The sequence below is a fragment of the Paenibacillus sp. 276b genome (genome assembly GCF_900107875.1).
Classification (GTDB): domain Bacteria; phylum Bacillota; class Bacilli; order Paenibacillales; family Paenibacillaceae; genus Paenibacillus; species Paenibacillus marchantiae.
Genome location: NZ_FNRR01000005.1, coordinates 31,461 through 49,523 on the forward strand (window position 1 = coordinate 31,461; position 18,063 = coordinate 49,523).

Annotated in this window: 17 protein-coding genes; 10 read left to right on the top strand and 7 right to left on the bottom strand. The window is 48.4% G+C overall.

All coding sequences use genetic code 11. The features are described 5' to 3' along the window. Window positions 1-102 precede the first annotated feature (102 nt). From BLV50_RS22340 to BLV50_RS22375, 8 genes are all read left to right on the top strand, one after another. Entirely contained in the window at window positions 103-777 is a 675-nt protein-coding gene (locus BLV50_RS22340; protein WP_063568035.1) for an AzlC family ABC transporter permease, read from the top strand. Further along, window positions 768-1,097, top strand: a complete 330-nt coding sequence (locus tag BLV50_RS22345; RefSeq protein ID WP_063568025.1) for an AzlD domain-containing protein — start codon at window positions 768-770, stop codon at window positions 1,095-1,097. Before BLV50_RS22340 ends, BLV50_RS22345 begins: the two co-directional genes overlap by 10 nt. 284 nt (window positions 1,098-1,381) lie before the next feature. Further along, window positions 1,382-1,780, top strand: coding sequence for an IS200/IS605 family transposase (gene tnpA, locus BLV50_RS22350; RefSeq protein WP_090810084.1), 399 nt, complete (start codon window positions 1,382-1,384; stop codon window positions 1,778-1,780). A gap of 5 nt (window positions 1,781-1,785) precedes the next feature. Further along, window positions 1,786-2,865: an RNA-guided endonuclease InsQ/TnpB family protein gene (locus tag BLV50_RS22355; protein WP_090810390.1), complete on the top strand. Its 1,080-nt coding sequence runs from the start codon at window positions 1,786-1,788 to the stop codon at window positions 2,863-2,865. Window positions 2,866-3,035: 170 nt separating this feature from the next. Further along, entirely contained in the window at window positions 3,036-3,692 is a 657-nt protein-coding gene (locus BLV50_RS22360; protein WP_090810392.1) for an SGNH/GDSL hydrolase family protein, read from the top strand. A gap of 211 nt (window positions 3,693-3,903) precedes the next feature. Next, window positions 3,904-5,922, top strand: a complete 2,019-nt coding sequence (locus BLV50_RS22365) for a heparinase II/III domain-containing protein (protein WP_090810087.1) — start codon at window positions 3,904-3,906, stop codon at window positions 5,920-5,922. Window positions 5,923-5,941: 19 nt separating this feature from the next. Beyond that, the gene (locus tag BLV50_RS22370) at window positions 5,942-7,885 is read left to right on the top strand and encodes a glycosyl hydrolase (protein ID WP_090810089.1); all 1,944 of its coding nucleotides are present in this window, start codon (window positions 5,942-5,944) and stop codon (window positions 7,883-7,885) included. A gap of 19 nt (window positions 7,886-7,904) precedes the next feature. Further along, window positions 7,905-9,041, top strand: a complete 1,137-nt coding sequence (locus BLV50_RS22375; RefSeq protein ID WP_090810091.1) for a glycoside hydrolase family 88 protein — start codon at window positions 7,905-7,907, stop codon at window positions 9,039-9,041. Between the two features lie 155 nt (window positions 9,042-9,196). Here BLV50_RS22375 and BLV50_RS22380 read toward each other — a convergent pair whose 3' ends face one another. Beyond that, entirely contained in the window at window positions 9,197-9,817 is a 621-nt protein-coding gene (locus BLV50_RS22380; protein ID WP_090810093.1) for a methyltransferase domain-containing protein, read from the bottom strand. Window positions 9,818-10,026: 209 nt separating this feature from the next. On the opposite strand from BLV50_RS22380, the gene BLV50_RS22385 reads away from it, so the two are divergent. Further along, a complete protein-coding gene (locus tag BLV50_RS22385; RefSeq protein WP_090810095.1) occupies window positions 10,027-12,399 on the top strand; it encodes an Ig-like domain-containing protein in 2,373 nt (790 codons plus the stop codon). Between the two features lie 203 nt (window positions 12,400-12,602). On the opposite strand, the gene BLV50_RS22390 is transcribed toward BLV50_RS22385, so the two are convergent. The 6 genes from BLV50_RS22390 to BLV50_RS22415 form a co-directional block, all read right to left on the bottom strand. After that, window positions 12,603-13,148: a chromate efflux transporter ChrA gene (locus BLV50_RS22390; RefSeq protein ID WP_053780063.1), complete on the bottom strand. Its 546-nt coding sequence runs from the start codon at window positions 13,146-13,148 to the stop codon at window positions 12,603-12,605. Window positions 13,149-13,151: 3 nt separating this feature from the next. Next, a complete protein-coding gene (locus BLV50_RS22395) occupies window positions 13,152-13,739 on the bottom strand; it encodes a chromate efflux transporter ChrB (protein WP_090810097.1) in 588 nt (195 codons plus the stop codon). 12 nt (window positions 13,740-13,751) lie between these two features. Continuing rightward, entirely contained in the window at window positions 13,752-14,246 is a 495-nt protein-coding gene (locus tag BLV50_RS22400) for a chromate efflux transcriptional regulator ChrS (RefSeq protein WP_064642788.1), read from the bottom strand. Between the two features lie 277 nt (window positions 14,247-14,523). Further along, complete coding sequence (locus tag BLV50_RS22405; RefSeq protein WP_090810099.1) at window positions 14,524-15,636, bottom strand: PAS domain-containing sensor histidine kinase; 1,113 nt, start codon at window positions 15,634-15,636, stop codon at window positions 14,524-14,526. Then, window positions 15,629-16,279 (bottom strand): response regulator, encoded by a 651-nt coding sequence (locus BLV50_RS22410; RefSeq protein ID WP_053780067.1) that lies wholly within the window; start codon window positions 16,277-16,279, stop codon window positions 15,629-15,631. The genes BLV50_RS22405 and BLV50_RS22410 overlap by 8 nt, the downstream gene beginning before the upstream one ends. A gap of 160 nt (window positions 16,280-16,439) precedes the next feature. Continuing rightward, window positions 16,440-16,871 carry a GAF domain-containing protein gene (locus BLV50_RS22415; protein ID WP_090810101.1) on the bottom strand — a complete coding sequence of 144 codons (432 nt, stop codon included), beginning with the start codon at window positions 16,869-16,871 and terminating at the stop codon, window positions 16,440-16,442. Window positions 16,872-17,249: 378 nt separating this feature from the next. On the opposite strand from BLV50_RS22415, the gene BLV50_RS22420 reads away from it, so the two are divergent. Further along, a complete protein-coding gene (locus tag BLV50_RS22420; protein ID WP_244552206.1) occupies window positions 17,250-18,026 on the top strand; it encodes a Crp/Fnr family transcriptional regulator in 777 nt (258 codons plus the stop codon). Window positions 18,027-18,063 lie beyond the last annotated feature (37 nt).

Sequence of the window (18,063 nt, forward strand, 5' to 3'; positions counted from 1 at the left end):
ATGTGGATGACATGGAGAGGGGATGAACCGGATTTGGATAAATCCATACCACTGACATCCGGGCCCGCAAATACTGAAGAGGTGCTGGATGATGCTACATTTATGCAAGGGGTTAAGGACTGTATTCCAACACTGCTTGGATATTTAAGTATTGGGTTTGCAGCGGGTGTCATTGAAATGACGGCAGGCTTAAGTTTGGCGGAAACGGCTCTGCTCAGTCTGATTGTATACGCTGGATCGGCTCAGTTTATTGCCGCAGGCATGCTTGCCTCGAGTGGTTCAGCGACTGCTATCATTTTCACCATATTCTTTGTGAATCTTCGCCATCTGCTGCTGAGTGCAGCCGTATCACCGTACTTTCGTCATCTGACGCCGCTTAAAAATATGTGGATCGGCTCGCTGCTTACCGACGAGTCCTTTGGCGTGGCGATGACGCGAGCGATTGGCCGGAAAACGTTGAGTGAGCGCTGGATGCACGGTCTGAACATTACAGCATACCTGAATTGGTTTGTGGCGAATATGGCGGGGGCTTACTTTGGACGCTGGATAACCAATCCCGAGCGGCTTGGACTTGATTTTGCCCTGCCTGCAATGTTTATAGGTCTGGTAGTGCTTCAGCTGATGCAGCGCAAAAATAAAAAATTACACATCAATGTGGCGATCATCGCCGTTGTCTGTGTAATCTTCGCCAGCATGGCTTCACTTGGCAGCATGAGTGTCATTGTGGCTGCGGTCATTGCGGCAACGATGGGAGTAGTGATGGAACGATGGAAGTAAGATGGGATGTATTCTGGATTATAATGGGTTCGGCTTTGTTAACGTTCATCCCGCGCGTATTGCCGCTCATGCTGTTCAGTAAAATACAGATACCGATGTGGCTGTTACGCTGGCTTGAATATGTACCCGTGGCGGTCATGGCGGCACTGATCGGTCAGGAACTGTTTATGGCGGACAACCAGTTGGTGCCGATTACACACAATCCAGCCCTATGGGCAGCACTGCCTACGATTGCTGTAGCAATCTGGACACGAAGTCTGCTCGGAACCGTACTTGTCGGTATTGTGGCGATGATGATTCTGCGGTATTTGATGGGTTAATATACGGGAGCCTTTATTGGATCAGGTAAATCCTTCGCTCTAACGGTTAATAATGTTCTATAGGATCGTAATAGAGCGAAGGGAGCTAAATCCATGAGCAACTTGAAGCACAAAATATTGATTACAGAATCCCCGAACGAGAAAGCCTAATTCTTTAGATGTGGGATGAAAGTGAGGTCGAATACGGAGTATCACTATTGTGATGCTTCAAGTATCCGAAATGTCTGCGTTCTTAATTTTTTTTGCTTGTTTCAATTCATCTATTAAACTGATACAATATAGATATGAATGAATATAGAAGAACAAACACAACCGTATCTTTGTTGAACTATCATTTTGTGTTCTGCCCACGATACAGGAGAAAGATATTTCTCAAATTAGAGGTAGAACAGCGCTTCAAGGAATTGGTGCATGAGGTATGTGCAGAGCTTAAAATTGTGACTGTTGCCATTGAATGCGACAAAGACCATACACATATGTTTCTCAATGCACTTCCAACATTAAGCCCTGCTGATATCATGGCAAAAATAAAAGGAGTCACATCAAAAAAACTACGAGAAGAGTTTCCACACCTTCTGCATTTGCCCAGTTTGTGGACACGTTCCTATTTTGTTTCTACCGCTGGAAATGTATCAAGTGAGACCATCAAGCGTTATGTTGAACAACAAAAGACAAGGGGGTGAAGTATATATCTCAGACCATAACGGTTAAGTTAAAGCTGCTGCCGACTACAGAGCAGATCCAACTATTGCAACAAAGTAGTCATGAATATATCCGAGTTGTTAATACACTCGTGGCCGAGATGGTAGAAGAAAAGAAAAGGTTGAAGAAGACAACAAAAGACATTCCTGCTAATCTACCAAGTGCAGTAAAAAATCAAGCGATTAAAGATGCGAATAGTGTATTCTCTACCAAAGTTAAGAAAAGTAAATACGCAATCATACCGATCCTAAAGAAACCGATTTGCGTATGGAATAACCAAAACTATTCTCTTGACTTCACACACATTTCCATTCCATTCATGGTAGAGGGAAAATCTAAGCGTTTAAAAATTCGTGCATTGTCCATCGATAAAGACCATCGAAACGTTGACCTTTTGAAGCATAAACTTGGTACGCTCCGTGTCACGAAAAGCTCAGGTAAATGGGTAGCCCAAATTGCTGTCACCATGCCAACAACTGAAAAAACGGGTATGCGGATTTTGGGCGTTGATTTAGGGTTGAAAGTCCCTGCCGTAGCCATCACGGATAATGATCACGTTCGCTTCTTTGGGAATGGGCGAGAAAACAAATACAAGAAACGGAAGTTTCGTAGTGTTCGTCAAAAGCTAGGAAAACAAAAGAAAGTGAACGCTATTCGCAAGTTAGATGATAAAGAACAACGATGGATGAAAGACAAAGACCACAAAGTCAGCCGTGAAATCGTTCATTTCGCAGTCGAAAATAAGACTTCTGTCATTCGCTTAGAGCAACTAACGAATATTAGGCAGACGACAAGAACAAGTCGTAAAAACGAAAAGAATCTACACACATGGTCATTCTACCGTTTGGCACAATTCATTGAATACAAAGCAAATATGGCAGGGATCAAAGTGGAATATGTGAACCCTGCATATTCAAGTCAAACCTGTCCAGAATGTTCAAAAAAGAACAAGGCGCAAGATAGAAGATATAAGTGCCCATGTGGATTCAAGAAACATCGTGATATCGTTGGGGCGATGAATATTCGCTACGCAACTGTGATTGGCGGTAACAGTCAATCAGCCTAAGGTGCTATATGCACTGTCTTAGGAGGGGTAATGGCATACCCTAATCTTAGCATCTGTCCAAAGCAGAAATGAAATGAGGACGTTAAGCTTAGCTAAGAATCCCAATCACTTTAGTGATCTTGCCCCTTTAGGGGTGGGAGTGTCAAATACAGGAAGGAACGGTTTTGATTATGAGTACACATTCATCCGTTATACTTTTTCAGGGAGATTCCATTACAGACGGCGGAAGATCGCGCAATGACGATCCGAATCATTTTCTCGGGCATGGCTATGCTTATCTGATCTCAAGCAAACTGGGTGTGGAACTGGCAGCCAAACAGCCAACGTTCTACAACAGAGGGATTAGCGGGGACCGCGCTTCTGATCTTTATGCACGTTGGAACGAGGATACTTTTAGTTTGAAGCCGGATCTGATTAGCATTCTAATTGGTGTTAATGATGCATGGCGTACCATGAATGGCGAACCTAGTGGAGTGACGGATCGTCTTGGACGTGCATATCGTCATTTGCTGGAGGAAACACGGGAAGTAATGCCGAATACCGGGCTGATTTTAATGGAGCCGTTCATTCTTAAAACGGGAGCTACAGTGGAGCTTTGGGATACTTGGCAGGCGCGTATCGGGCAGTATCAAAATCTGGTCCGTGAACTCGCAAGTGAGTTCGGGGCGGTCTGGGTACCTTTGCAGCAAACGTTCAACGATGCTCTCGAACAAGCTGACGCAGCCTACTGGTTATGGGATGGTGTGCATCCAACCGCAGCGGGTCATGAGCTGATTGCCCGTCAATGGCTGTCCGTTGTACAGAATTCTCCACTTGCGATTGGTTAATAGAATTAGAAATATCCAGTTTGAGCTAAAAAGCTGAATGCAACGAGGAACCCTGAGGGGTTCTTCGTTTTTTTATATTGGGACAGGAATTCTGTGGTTAATTTGGTTGGATATGATGGATAACTCTTCAAATGTACAGCATTATCCGGTAAAATGAAATCGGTTACATATAATGAAGGTTTCGTATTCCATATAGATTAGGGTGAATTCAATGGAAAACACCAATCAAAGTAAAGTCAGCTCCATCTGCATCCCGGATTCTACGGTCATTCAGCAGGCAGTACCTCGGATGGTACGAGACAGAAATAGGAGTCAGCAGCTTCTGCTTGCTTCAGCAGCACCCTCAATCTGCTCTATCAATGCCATTGGAAAGGCATTATTGCAACCAGAGCTAGCTTCTTTTTACACAGATCTGAGCAGCTATGGGGAACGTGCTCTGAACGAAAGCTTGCCTTCGCTGTCATTCGGTCTTTATCGGAAGTTTGGGGATATAGGGGAACGAAAGTTGTATGAGGATGCGTACTTTGAACGCAGGGGACGTATGGCGGCAATAGCGCTGCTTGCTGTGGATTCGAATGTGCCGAGATGGATAGAGACATTGGAAGATATGTTGTGGGATGTATGTGGTGAGTATACATGGTGTTTGCCTGCACATTTGGGTTCAGGGGGAGTGGAACAGGTCAACGGTAATATTGATCTGTTTGCCGCGGAGACGGTACATATGCTGGCCGAAATCGTGACGATTCACGCGGATCGACTGGATACACTTATCATTCAGCGGATTAGGGCTGAGGCCGAGCGGCGCATCTTCACACCGCTCTATCGGGAACAACGTACCTATCACTGGCAAGATGCAGAGCATAACTGGTCTGCTGTGTGCAGCGGATGCTGTGGCATGGCTGGACTATTACTGCTGGAGGAAGAAGCGATTCTGACGGAATCGGTTGGTCAGGCGATTCGATCCATGCAGGCATTTCTGAGTGGATATGGCATGGATGGTGGCTGTGCAGAAGGCATTGGTTACTGGGTGTATGGGTTCGGCTATTTCGTCTATTATGCCGACATGCTACGCGAATACAGTAAAGGTGAGTTGGATCTGCTGAATGGTTCAAAGATAGCGGCGATAGCAGCCTTCCCACTGCGGGTTCATCTGTCGGGGGGAACCTTCGTGAATTATTCGGATAGTGCGGAGCAGCAAGAGATTCCTTCGGGCTTGCTCTCACTTCTGGCATCTCGTTTCGGTATACAGATCGATCTGCCGTTTCATATTCCTTTGTTTACCGATGATCCCTGTCATCGTTGGGCTCACCTGCTGCGCAACGTGATGTGGAGCAGTCCGGCAATGTACCTGCAAGAAAAGGGGGCTGTTCCGGCGGAACGAGTGATCATTTTGGAAGATTTGGGCTGGATGATTGCGAAGGGAGCACTTGATTCTCCAAGCGCTGAACTTACCGGAGATAAACCTCTCGCTGTTGCTTTTTCCGTCAAAGCCGGGCATAACGATGAACCCCATAACCATAATGATCTGGGGCAATTTATGATTCATTGTGGTGGCGAAAACATTCTTTGTGATCCGGGAGCAGGGCTGTATACACAAGCCTATTTTGCTCCGGGCAGAGAGCGATTGTTCCACATTAGTTCGGCCGGGCATAGCGTGCCGCGGATTGAGGGGAAGGAGCAGAGCTCAGGGCGCGAGGCGCAAGCACAGATTCTTGAGGCGACGGTTTCGGACGATGACCGTACACTGGATACCTGCTTGGAACTGACAGCAGCTTATCCTGAAGCAACTTCGCTCGCTCGTTATACACGCCAGCTGCATTGGAGCGGTTCTGCTAATGATGCCGGGAGCGTAGCAGAACTGCGTCTGAAGGATCGATTTCAATGGAAAAACAGAGCGGCGTCTTCATCAAGCACGTTAAATTCGGTGGGCGAATTGAATCGGTCGAATGTGACGGAGCGGTTTATGAGCAGAAAGGTACCTGAGATCGTACATGAGGGGCAGATTCAATGGCATGGCGAACGAGCAACGGTCTGTATGACGTATGATGCAAACCAATGGCAGGCTGACATAGAGATCATTAATACGGTTGATCATGACAATGTGCCAGTTACATTCTATCGGACATCACTTGAATGGCGAGAGCAGTCGGATAACTCCAGTGCGGGAAGTGATGAAACCGATCTGCTGGAGACGATGTGTGAGCTGAAATTCACGATTGAACCAAAGTGAAAGATGGAGGTGAGCATACGTGAGTAAGTATACAGCCGCATCAATGTATCCATGGAGAGATGCTCTCGAAAATTATCGTACACTGGCGGAAAAGGCGGGGCCTGCCCCATCAGATGGTTGGAATCAGGCTCGCAAATTGGCCCTTGTGGAGAGTGTTGTTCGGGCTTATACACCTTACCAGGACAGTAGTGGCGCCATTATTGATCCGTTCTCGGAGGCCGAGCGATATTATTCCACACCAGCATATGCAATGGCTGCATCGGTTCTTGTTCAAGCGGGACATATGGACCTGCTTGCTTCGGCCGCATCGGCCCTGTCACACAGTATAGATGTTGTTGTGAAGGGTTGTGCACCGGATCATCACCCGGACTTTTTCCCTGTGTTGATGATGAGAGCTTACATCCTGTTGAAGCCGCATATGCCTGAGCAAGCAAAGGTCTGGGCAGAGGCTCTTAAGAAGATACAGCCAGAACAAGATTATGTTTTTACAATGAGAAAAATGAACAATCCCAATCGCATGATTAACTGGAACGCCATCATGATCTCGGGAGAATATCTGCGCTTGAGGGAACATCTCGCCAGTGAGGGTACGGATTGGATGGACCGTTATCTGAATCTGTATCATCTGCCACGATTTACGGCGCTTGGACTATATCAGGACGGGCCGCTGGATCGACCCAATTGTCCATTTTCCTATGATATTGCAACGCGCTATCATCTGGATGTCATGCTTGAAGCGGGTTATGAGGGGGCCTGCGCTGGTGAGTTAAAGGAACAATTACGTCATGGTGCATTCAGTACGCTGCTTACACTGTCACCGCTGGGGGAGATTCCTCCGCGTGGACGCAGCTCCCAACATCAATGGAATGAAGCGGCAGCGGCCTACGTATGTTCTACCCATGCAACACAGGCCTTACAGGCTGGAGATTGGGTGATGGCTGGGGCGTTCGCTCGTGCTGCCAATCGGTGTTTCGAAGCTGTGGAGCGCTGGAAGATGGATGATGGGCGTCTGAAAATAGTTCGCAACGAGTATGCACCTGAGGCACGTCATGGCTACGAAATCTATACGAATCATACGGGTTATAATCTGTGGACGGCAGCAGCGCTGGCCCATGCCTGCCTTAGCGATCCTGGTGAAGATGTAACGGAAATATACCTTCCTTCCGAGTTAGGCAACCGGGTGTTGCAGACCGATGGATGGTTTGAAACGATCATTGCCTCGGTACCAGGTCAACAAATGATTCTGCATACAGCTATGAATGATCCATACACGGTTCCCGGTCTCGTGCGCATACAACAGGCGGGATTGTCAGGGCTGATCGGTCCATCCGCTGCTGGACATGTGCAATCTGGATTCACAGAGTTTGCGGAAGGGGAAGTTAGTCCGCTGAGCTATTGTCCTGTCTGGAAGACGGCAGATGGGAACTGGCACAGTCTTGCCGAGGGTATTCCGTCAGGTGCTGATTATGACCGGGATGCCGGGATTAATCCTGCCGATGGCGGAGGTTCGATTTTGCTTGAAACGGTAGATCGAGAGGTCCGAGATGATTCAGCCTCCCCAGAGGAAGATGACGGGAAGCATCAGGAACAGGCCAATGCATTTACAGTGACATGGCTCGGCCCACTAATCGGGCTCGATTCACTGAGCACCCGTTATGTACAGCAGGCGGATTTGCTTACTGTGACATATGAATTCGACGGTGAGCTTGAGGCTGTCGGAGCACTCATTCCATTGATGTTCAGTGACGGCCGCGAGCAGGCTGTCATCACTCATTCCAAGCAGGCTGTGCGCAGCGAGTACCGGGGAGCTTATGTGGAATCCACTGTGCTGGATGAAGGAGCCATCATTCAGCTCAAGCAACAGCCGGTGGCATCCCGCAATGGGCTGCTGAAGGAAGCACGAATGGAAGTGAGCGGTGGACGAAGTATAACGTTTACGATCAGATTGGGTGTAGTGCATTGATTAGAGGAGGGATAGATTTATGAATACATCAACATCAGTAAAATGGCTGGAGGAAGCATGGCGGCAAGGAGCGGCCAAAACGATTCGCAACGCGAAGCGCATCAAGGATACATTTCCGCACACCGCCCCGCAGGGCATATATGACCGGAATGATCCCGAATGGTGGACCGCCGGCTTCTGGCCGGGGCTGTTATGGCTTGTCTATGGCGAGTCGCCGGAAAACGAAGCTTTCGCTCCGTTATCCCGCATTGCCGAAAGTTGTGAGCGGCAATTGGAAGGTTGTCTGCGTGATCCCGAATCGGTGGATCACGATCTCGGGTTCATCTGGCTGCTTAGTGGCGTAGCCAACTACCGCCAGACCGGCAGCGCAGATGGCCGGCGGCGGGGAATGCTCGCCGCCAATCTGCTCGCTGCCCGCTTTAACGTGCGCGGTGAATTCATCCGCGCCTGGAACTTCAGCTCGTCAACCATGGATACGCGCGGCGTAGCCATCATTGACAGCATGATGAACTTGCCGCTGCTCTACTGGGCTTCCGAGCAGAGCGGCGACCCGCGCTTCCGCTGCCTGGCGGAAGCGCATGCGGACACCGTGGCGCGCGAATTCGTCCGCGCTGACGGGTCCATCTGCCATGTGGTGGAGTTCGATCCACTCACGGGGCAGAAGCTGCAGGAGCATGGCGGGCAGGGCCATGCGCCAGGTTCGGCCTGGGCGCGGGGTACCGCCTGGGCGTTGCATGGGTTTGCGCTGTCTTTCCGGTATACGGGCGAAGCCGGCTATCTGGAGACAGCGGAGCGGGCGGCCGATTTCTTCCTCGCCATGCTTGGCGAAGAGATCGTGCCGGTGTGGGATTTCCGCGCACCTGCCGAGCATCAGGTGGCGTGGGACTCGTCCGCTTCGGCGATTGCCGCAAGCGGCCTGTTGGAGCTGGCGAAGCTGTCGCCGCGCGGCGAGGAATATGCAGCCGCGGCAGAGCGTATCCTCCGCGGGATGCATGAGAACTACAGCTCCGGTGAGACGGCAGCGGAAGAAGGTCTAATTATGCAGGGCACGGTGCATTATCCAGAGGGTCGTGGCTTGAATGTGCCGATTATATACGGCGATTATTTCTATATGGAGGCGCTGGCGAAGCTGCGTGGCCGCCCGGGTTTATTTTAGAGAAACGAGAATCAGGGAATCAGGAATGTCACACTTCAAGCGGCGAGTATGCGTGAGTTGCATGAGTAGGCGACCCACCATACAGCCGTTCGAGTGTGCCTGCCTCCTAGTGGGAAAGGGTATTCCTGTCTTGGAGGCGGAGCACACCCTTGGTCTCAGACCGATTTATTTTCGATGCCGGGTGTGCGTCTTAAGATGACAAAGTCGGCCGAGGACTGGTCGGGATACCGCTGAGGAATAATTTCATGTACTTTGAATTCGGGATAGTCGAACAGATAGTCAAAAATATTTCGGTCCTGAATGGTGCTAACTCCTGGATTACCGTTTTCTTTCAAACGAGTGTACAACACAACCCACCCTGACGAAGAGTGCAGAATGTCGTAGAGTGTATTGCGAAAATCCGTTTCATCCGTAATATGATAGAGCACATCCAGACACACGGTGAGATCAGCTTGAAGGAAACCGCGGTTAATCCACAGACCTGGTGTATATAACATGAAACTCTTGGAGGTATCGTTAGCAAACTTGGAGGCGCATAGACGCACCGACGAGCCGGCTACATCGACACCTAGATACGTATTATAATTCATATATTGCAGTTGATTGCCATCCCCGCATCCAAATTCAATGACGCTGGAAATACCCTCACGCTGAATCAGTCCATTTACGACCTCTGCCTTGAATTCAGCCAGTACGCCATACGAACCCCTTCCGGATGTCTCGCCTGAGCTATACGTTTGTTCCCAATATCCTTTGTAGTCAAAAGGCTGACTCATGTTTCTCCCCCGATCATATAAATGAATTCAAAATAGTGACTATACATAGGTTATGCGTAATATTTGCAGGTATGAATCATTTGGAAATCGATAGTTCGGATGAATGAATTCCACGAAATCCCCTGAAAATTCCCTGAAAGTCTAAACATCTGGAAAGAACTTGCCGACATTAAACTAAGGAACAAAATGAAAAGAATCGGGGGGAAATGATGTTAAAGCCAAGATTGACCAAGTACATGGTGATGATGCTGGTATTGGTGCTGAGTATTTCCAACGTAGGCTTGGCCGCTGCGGCAGATAAAGAACTGTCCAAAATTGTAGTTTCCAAAAATGAGCTGTCGCTCGAAGTGGGTGATTCCAGTTCGGTTACGGTGACAGGAGTATATACCGACAATACATCGGCTAACGTAACCATCAGTTCTTCCTGGAGTAGCAGTGATACTTCGATAGCGACTGTATATAATGGTGCCATTACTGCCAAAAAGGAAGGTACGGCAACCATTACAACGTCGTATCTGTCTCAGAGTCAAACGGTTCAGGTGAATGTAACCAAAAAGGTTAAAGCCCTTTCCAAAAACGTGCAGTCCCTGGACTTGCGCACAGGGGATAGCAAAGACATTATTTTGACAGCAACTTACAGTGATAATACGACGAATGCAGATGCATCCAAAGTAGCTGAATGGTCATCCGATGACGAGAAAGTGGCAACGGTTGTGAATGGTAAAGTTACTGGACAAAGCGCCGGTACAGCTGTCATCACAGGTAAAGTCGGCAGTCAAAGCGTGACTGTGGATGTTAATGTTGAGGTTGTTAAACGTGTGGATGTGGACAAGAAGCAGGTCAATCTGCTCTTGAACAAAAGCGAAACTGTAAAATTGACAGCCACCTATCCAGATGGCACAACCAAAGATGTAACGGATCTGGCAGAGTGGACGTCAAGTAATGAAAAAGTAGCAGATGTATTAAAAGGTGAAATTACAGGATACTCCGCAGGTTCTGCTAAGATTACAGCCAAATACGGAACGAAATCCGTATCCGTAGATGTGGATGTTGATCTGACAAGCAAACTGAGTGTGGAGAAACAGAGCATTTTCTTCCGTTTGAGCGAGTCCAATAAAACGGCAAATGTAGTATTGACTGCCTCTTACCCGAGCAGTGCTGATGTGAATGTAACGGATCAAGCGACATGGACATCCAGCAACGAGAAGGTAGCGACGGTATTCAAGGGACAAGTTACAGCCATTGGTGCGGGTTCTACGACAATTAAGGCAACGTATAGCGGCAAAACAGTGGAAATCACGGTTGACGTTGATACAGCAAGATATCTGGATATTGCGGGTGTCGAAGATAAACTGGCTATGAGTGTTACAGGTGATAACAAAACCAAGAAACTGGTAGCCAATGCAGAATATATTGATGCAAGTACAGAAAACGTAACTTCCAAAGCAACTTGGACATCCAGCAATGCGGATGTTGTATATGTATCTGGCGGCGAGCTGATCGCCTATAAATCTGGAACAGCGACCATCACTGCGGCATACGGCGGCAAAACCGTTAAATTCACAGTGAATGTAGACGTTCCAGACAAGTATGAAATGGACAAGAAAAAAGGTTCTGTAGCCATTGGTGGTACATTATCTGTGAAAGTATTGGCCGTATACGGTGATACATCCAAAGACGTGTCCGAAGATGCGGATTGGAGCAGCAGCAGTGAGAAACTCGCTGAAGTGGACAGTAAAGGTGTCGTGACGGGTATTGCAACAGGTAAAGTAACCATCACAGCCAAAATTGAAGGTAAAACGTTAACTTTGCCTGTTGAAGTAGGCATGGCTAGTGGGCTGGAGGCAGATGTGAACTTTGTGGTGTTGTCCTCCAAGGAAACACAGCAAATCGTACTCACAGCAACGGATGAAGATGGCTTGACCAAGGACGTGTCATCCGATGCAACATGGAAATCAAGCAATTCCCGCGTAGCCGACGTGAAAAAAGGGGTTATCACTGCGAACAGCAGCGGTAAAGCCAATATCACGGCTGAATATGGTTCCAACAAAGTGACCATTCAGGTTGAAGTGGACGTTATTTCACGCATTGAAGCATCGGAACCGGCTCTTTCCCTGAAAACCGGTGATTCCGCTGATCTTACGGTTACCGCATATCTGAGCGATGGCAGTGAGCGTGATGTCACGGACAAAGCGGAATGGAAAACCAACAGCTACAAAGTAGCTCAGGTAACCAAAGGTAAAGTAAAAGCGACAGGTTCAGGTAAAGCAAAAATTACAGCCAAGTACGGCAGCAAGACGGTAACCATTGCAGTCGATGTAGATACACTGAAATATTTGCAAACCGATAAAGTAACCCTGACCATGAAGCCTGGTGACAAGGCAACCCTGGTTGCTACAGCAACGTATGCCGATGGCAGCGAAGCGAACGTATCCAAGCCGGCACTTTGGAAATCTTCCCGTATTGCAACAGCATCGGTGAAAGATGGTATCATTCAGGCCAATGGTAAGGGTAAAGCAACCATTACCGTGACTTATGCAGGTGTGAAAACCAAAGTGACTGTAGTCGTTGAAGCAAAATAATATCTTCAAGTACGAAGGTAAAACAAGCAATTTTATGTACGGTGATGACAGCTTAAATGCTGGCATCACCGTTTTTTTAATGGGAAAAACACAAAAAAACCAACAATACAAAAAAGAAACGCCCCGGCACTTGTGCATATATCCATATCAGATATAACAACACATTGTTCCAAGACGTTCCCCCAATCTAAATAATCAATGAATTACATCGTATGAGACAGAACCAGCGCACCGTATGCAAAAGCAATGACGATGAGGATGGCTGGATGCAGCTTGGTCTTGGTCATGACCCAAAGCGAGATCCCTGCAATGATCAGTGTCTGCCAAATGCCGATGGAATTGGTGGATACCTGACCGAATTCCCATGTAAGTAAGATCATAAGTACAGCAATAACCGGTTGTACGAGCAACGTCATCCCTTTCACCTTTGGTGAAGTGCGATGCTTGTTCAGTAAACGAAGCAGCAGAATTAACGCGACAGCAGAAGGTACAACTGTGGCAAAACTGGCGATGAATGCGCCAAACCAGCCAGCTACCTGATAACCGACAAATGCGGCAATTTTGGTCGCGATTGGACCGGGAAGTGCATTACCGATGGCGAGTACATCACCGAATTGCTCGGTGGTCATCCACTTGTAGTGGTTGACCACTTCTTCCTGCATTAATGGAATGGAGGCGGGGCCGCCCCCGTATCCCAAGATATTGGCTACAAAAAATCCCCAAAACAATTCCCACCATGTCTGAAGCATCGCTTAGGATACCCCCTTGTCGGAATCGCGTTTGGATTTGAAACGCTGGACCACATCCATATGGAAGACGCCATATCCGAGGAAGACGGCAATCACAATACCGGGGTGAATATCCAGCAGCTGCAGCAGTACAAATGCAAGGACACCGAACAGGGCGGCAAAGGTTGTACCGAGTCCCTTCCATGCTTTCTTGGCGAATTCGTATGCCATCATGCCGAGCATGACAAAAATGACCGGGCGAACAGCTGCCACCATGCCTGCTACGATTTTCGATTCGCGCAGCGCGTACATGGAACCAAGCAGCGCAATGATGGCGATGCTCGTCGGCAAAATGTGGGCCAGGACCGACACAATAGCGCCCAGCACGCCCTTCGTTTTATACCCGAGATACGCGGCCATCTTGGTAGCAATGGGACCAGGCAGAGCGTTGGCAATGGCCAAAATCTCGCCAAACTCATCATCGCTCACCCACTTATAGCGGGTAACGGCTTCATAACGGATCAGCGGAATAACCGAGGGGCCGCCGCCATATCCCAAAATTCCGGTTCGTACCATCCCAATGACGAGACCGTTGTAATCTTTCCAACTCATGCTGATTTCCTCCTAGAGTCTCATGCCCATTCGGCTTTTATATCGTTTTAACAACAGCTGTGATTCTACCTTAACGATGCCCGGCATCTTGTAGAGCTTCTCCAGCAGGAACTGCTCCATCTCTTCCATATCTGCAAAAATTCCATGCATGTGCAGGGTACTCGGGCCTGTCATATGATAGAGGCTGGTTACTGCGGGTTCTTCGTCCAGTTTCGCGGCTACTTCATCCAGGAATAGCGGTTCTACATCGACATTGAAAAAGGCAGAGACCTGGAGTCCAACTTTGCCCGGATTGATAACCACGGTGAAGCGTTCAATGATTCCCTTTTCGGATAAGGCATTAATGCGGGCCTGAACGGCCACACGGGACAAACCGATCTGTGCACCCAGATCGGTGTAGGATATCCGGCTATTTTGGTGAAGAGCGGCAATGATTTTACGATCGATTGCATCCAGATTGTGCATTTGCGGGATTTCTACACCTTTGGAGGAGCGTTTCTCTGACATGATTGACCATCCTTTTTTTTAACTATATAGAATAAAGAATTATGATAGAATCTACGTACAATTTGTATGCAGCATTCATATTTTAATGACGAATCGTAATTGGAGTCAATATATTTATTGTAAATGTTGAATTTATCCGATTCGAAGCTTTCATTTTGTCATTTTTACCAATCAGAGATGATGAATGGGAGCAGGATGCAGGCATGAATCGAAAAAGAGACTGTTCACGGAGCACATCCGTAAACAGTCTTCTATATAAAGTACAGGTTGAAGCGACTTAATGAAAAGTTTTGGGTAGACAAAAGGTAACTACAGTTCCTTCGCCAGGCTCCGAAGATACTACAAGTGTACCTCCGGCTCCACGAGCGCGCTCCTCCATGCTAAATAGACCAACACCGTTACCAGCCGTCGTACTGTTGAACCCTGCGCCTTGGTCCACGATCTTAACAACGGTTGCCTCTTCCGAATCTTCCACCGTCACATGTGCTTCTGACACATCGGCGTACTTGGCTACATTGGTTAACGCCTCCTGGATAATGCGATACATGGCGATCTCTCGGTTCATCTCCAGCCGTTTTCGCAGATTACATTCCAGCTCCACTTCAATCCCGTAGTGCCGGGTATAGTTCTCGATATACGTGCGAATGGCCGGAACGACACCAAGGTCATCCAGTACGGAGGGTCTCAGCTCCCATGCCATGCCGCGTACATCCTCCATAATGCCCGTAACTTGTTTTCGCAGTGCTTCCACACCAGATTGAGGTTGGTCCGCCAACAGACGATCCATCTGAATAACAAGAGAGAAGAGACTCTGTCCAATGCCGTCGTGCAGCTCACGCGAGATGCGACGCCGCTCCTCTTCCTGAATGTTCATGACCTGGGTCATCATCGTCTGTATCTCAGCTTCGACCCGCTTCAACTTGGTTACCTCACTTCGAACAGCCAAATACTGATAGGGCTCACCATCGTTATCGAGAAAAGGCACAATCGTTGTATTCACCCAATAATGGCTGCCATCCCTGGCACGGTTACGAATCTCTCCGTTCCACACTCGTCCGGAAGAGATGGTTTCCCACAGGTTTTTCATAAAATTCTTGCCGTGATAACCCGAATTAATGATCCGATGATCCTGGCCGATCAATTCTTCCCGATTATATTGTGAGATTTCGCAAAACTTATTGTTTACATACTGGATCTTTCCTTTGCGGTCTGTGAGGGCTACAATGGACGACTCATCCAGGGCAAACTTCAGATCACTGAGCTGATGCAGGGAACCTTTCAGTCTGCTGCGGAATTCAGTATCTGTAATGTGACTGTCGATTTCCTCTAATAACTGACGCACTGGTTGGTCGGCAAATCCGCTAAGTCTGTTTTTGCGTGTGCTACTCAAAGTTAAGCAACCCCTTTTTCATCGCAAACTTCACCAGTTCCGGTCTGGTTCGAAGGCCGAGCTTCTCCATCAGATTGCTTTTGTGGGATTCAACCGTTTTGACACTGATCACCAGATGTTCAGCGATTTCCTTGTTGGCATAACCCTTGGCAATCCAGGACAATATCTCTTTCTCTCGTTCGGATAACGTGTCATACGGTCCAGCGTTCTCCTGCTTCGCTTTGTCCAGGTATTCACTCATCAGCCGCTTGGTCGCACTTGGGTACAGATAGGCGCTACCCTCTGCTACAGAACGAATAGCGGCAAGCAATTCTTCATGCGGTGCGCTCTTGAGAATATATCCGGATGCTCCCGCGTGGATAGCGCGGAACAGATATTCTTCATCGTCATGCATGGTCAGGATCAAAATGGAGACATCCGGCATCAATTTCTTCAGTTCAGCAGTAGCGGTCAGACCGTCTTTGCCTGGCGGCATGCTGAAATCCATTAAGACCACATCCGGCTTCAGTTCTTGTGCCTTGGCAATAGCTTCATCACCATCGGCTGCATCTCCAACAATATGTATATCATTCTTTCCGTCGAGCAGGGCGATCAGCCCGGAGCGTACAACTACATGATCGTCGACAACTAATAATTGAATCACATCATTTTCCTCCTGTCCGGTTCCACAGTTCTTTCTTTATCATACCAAAAAAGAAAGCCATTCAGAGGTTAATCTCTGAATGGCTTCGATTCTCTGTAAGTCCGTGTTACTTCCTATAAGGAAATAACAAGACTTCTTAACGTATTACAGACAGCTATCTTTATCCGTACACTTTTGGCTGCAGCTGTATAGCGACCTGTTCGGTCTGACGGACCATCTCCGGTGAGAACGTGCAGGGTAATCTGCTGCCAAGGAGCAACACGGCGCCAGGAACACTTCCTTGCTGGAACACAGGCACTGCTATGGCACATACCAACCGCTCCGCAAGCATTAACGGGCAACGACCGGGTGTATGCTCCCCGATGGATTGTGCATCAGATAGAGCGGTGCGTCCAGTCCGAAGCGCTGTGCCAACCAGATCTTGTCCGGGACGCATCTCCATGCGTTTCACACGTTCGTTACTGGCGCCGGATGTATATTTCCAGCGCAGCATCGTGCCGGACAGACAGGCCAGTCCGCAAAAATCGCTGGAGGTACTCAGGCGCAGGCCGTCGATCATCTCCTGAATGCCAGATGGCAGTTCATCATGCATGAGAGGACACTTCCTTTTTTGGAATCATACCGTACGTTACGGTGTAATCAATATCGTTATCCTGTGGTCAGGGAACATCTTAAAATAAGGGTATTTCGCTGTTGTTTCTATTGTAGCCCCTTTCTTCCGTGTTGTAATTCAGGGAAAACCCCTATTTCCGTTCTGCAATTTGCTGATCCTGTGTATGGACAGGCATTCAGGCCAGGAATGGCAAGGCTTTTTTCGATTACGGAGTCGTGAAGGGATCTCGTAAGTGTGATTTATCTCACAGAAAATTCAGGGAGTTTCCCCGTGAGGTTCAGGTAATCCCCCGATAACCCCCACGCTATATTCGCGGTATGATGGATACATAAGGAAACACCGAGGGGGACGATGGTAATGGGTACGGTATTTACAGAAAGAACAACCCAGGCGACACAACAAGAACAGACAGAGGCGAGCAAGATGACACGGGAGACAGGTGGAATCCTTTCGTTCGTGACAGCTGAACAGTGGGGCTTGATCGAGGCGAAGATGCAGCCAAAACGGGTAAAGTCGGGGTACAGTCTCTTTCTGGAAGGCGATGAAGCCGGATACCTGTACTACATTCGCTCGGGAAGAGTGAAGCTGACCAAGTCGACTGAGGATGGGAAAGAAATTATTTTATCGATTCAACAAACCGGGGATCTGATTGGAGAGTTTGGCGGCATTGGCGGATTGACTCATAGCTACAGTGCAGAGATGGCTGGCAAAGGGGAGCTGGGGATCATCTCGCTCAGCGACTTGGAAAGTGTGCTTAGCAAACACGGTGACCTTGCCTTGAAATTCCTGCAATGGATGGCGCTCGCCCAGCGTATCACCCAGTCGCGTTTCCGTGACCTCTTGCTCTATGGCAAGGCAGGTGCACTCGCATCGACGCTCATTCGTGCCAGCAACTCGTATGGCAAAATTACGCCGGATGGCATCGTGCTCGACATGAAGCTGAATCATACCGAATTATCGGAAATGATTGGTGCCACGCGGGAGAGTGTAACGCGCATGTTGGGAGCCTGGAAAGAACAGGGGACGCTGGACACCATGGATGGAAAGCTGATGATTCGTGATCTGGCAGCCTTGCGCTGCATGTGCGGATGTCCGACATTTCCAAGCTGCCCGGTAGAGCTGTGCCGATTGTAATGAAATCAAGTTGAATAGGGTTGTTTCCTTCCATGGC

What these genes read in the sequence shown, in the direction of transcription:
- BLV50_RS22340 (WP_063568035.1), top strand. Translation starts at nt 103, where the DNA reads ATGCAAGGGGTTAAGGACTGTATTCCAACACTGCTTGGATATTTAAGT.
- BLV50_RS22345 (WP_063568025.1), top strand. Translation starts at nt 768, where the DNA reads ATGGAAGTAAGATGGGATGTATTCTGGATTATAATGGGTTCGGCTTTG.
- tnpA (WP_090810084.1), top strand. Translation starts at nt 1,382, where the DNA reads ATGAATGAATATAGAAGAACAAACACAACCGTATCTTTGTTGAACTAT.
- BLV50_RS22360 (WP_090810392.1), top strand. Translation starts at nt 3,036, where the DNA reads ATGAGTACACATTCATCCGTTATACTTTTTCAGGGAGATTCCATTACA.
- BLV50_RS22365 (WP_090810087.1), top strand. Translation starts at nt 3,904, where the DNA reads ATGGAAAACACCAATCAAAGTAAAGTCAGCTCCATCTGCATCCCGGAT.
- BLV50_RS22375 (WP_090810091.1), top strand. Translation starts at nt 7,905, where the DNA reads ATGAATACATCAACATCAGTAAAATGGCTGGAGGAAGCATGGCGGCAA.
- BLV50_RS22380 (WP_090810093.1), bottom strand. Translation starts at nt 9,817, where the DNA reads ATGAGTCAGCCTTTTGACTACAAAGGATATTGGGAACAAACGTATAGC.
- BLV50_RS22385 (WP_090810095.1), top strand. Translation starts at nt 10,027, where the DNA reads ATGTTAAAGCCAAGATTGACCAAGTACATGGTGATGATGCTGGTATTG.
- BLV50_RS22390 (WP_053780063.1), bottom strand. Translation starts at nt 13,148, where the DNA reads ATGCTTCAGACATGGTGGGAATTGTTTTGGGGATTTTTTGTAGCCAAT.
- BLV50_RS22395 (WP_090810097.1), bottom strand. Translation starts at nt 13,739, where the DNA reads ATGAGTTGGAAAGATTACAACGGTCTCGTCATTGGGATGGTACGAACC.
- BLV50_RS22400 (WP_064642788.1), bottom strand. Translation starts at nt 14,246, where the DNA reads ATGTCAGAGAAACGCTCCTCCAAAGGTGTAGAAATCCCGCAAATGCAC.
- BLV50_RS22415 (WP_090810101.1), bottom strand. Translation starts at nt 16,871, where the DNA reads ATGCATGATGAACTGCCATCTGGCATTCAGGAGATGATCGACGGCCTG.
- BLV50_RS22420 (WP_244552206.1), top strand. Translation starts at nt 17,250, where the DNA reads ATGGGTACGGTATTTACAGAAAGAACAACCCAGGCGACACAACAAGAA.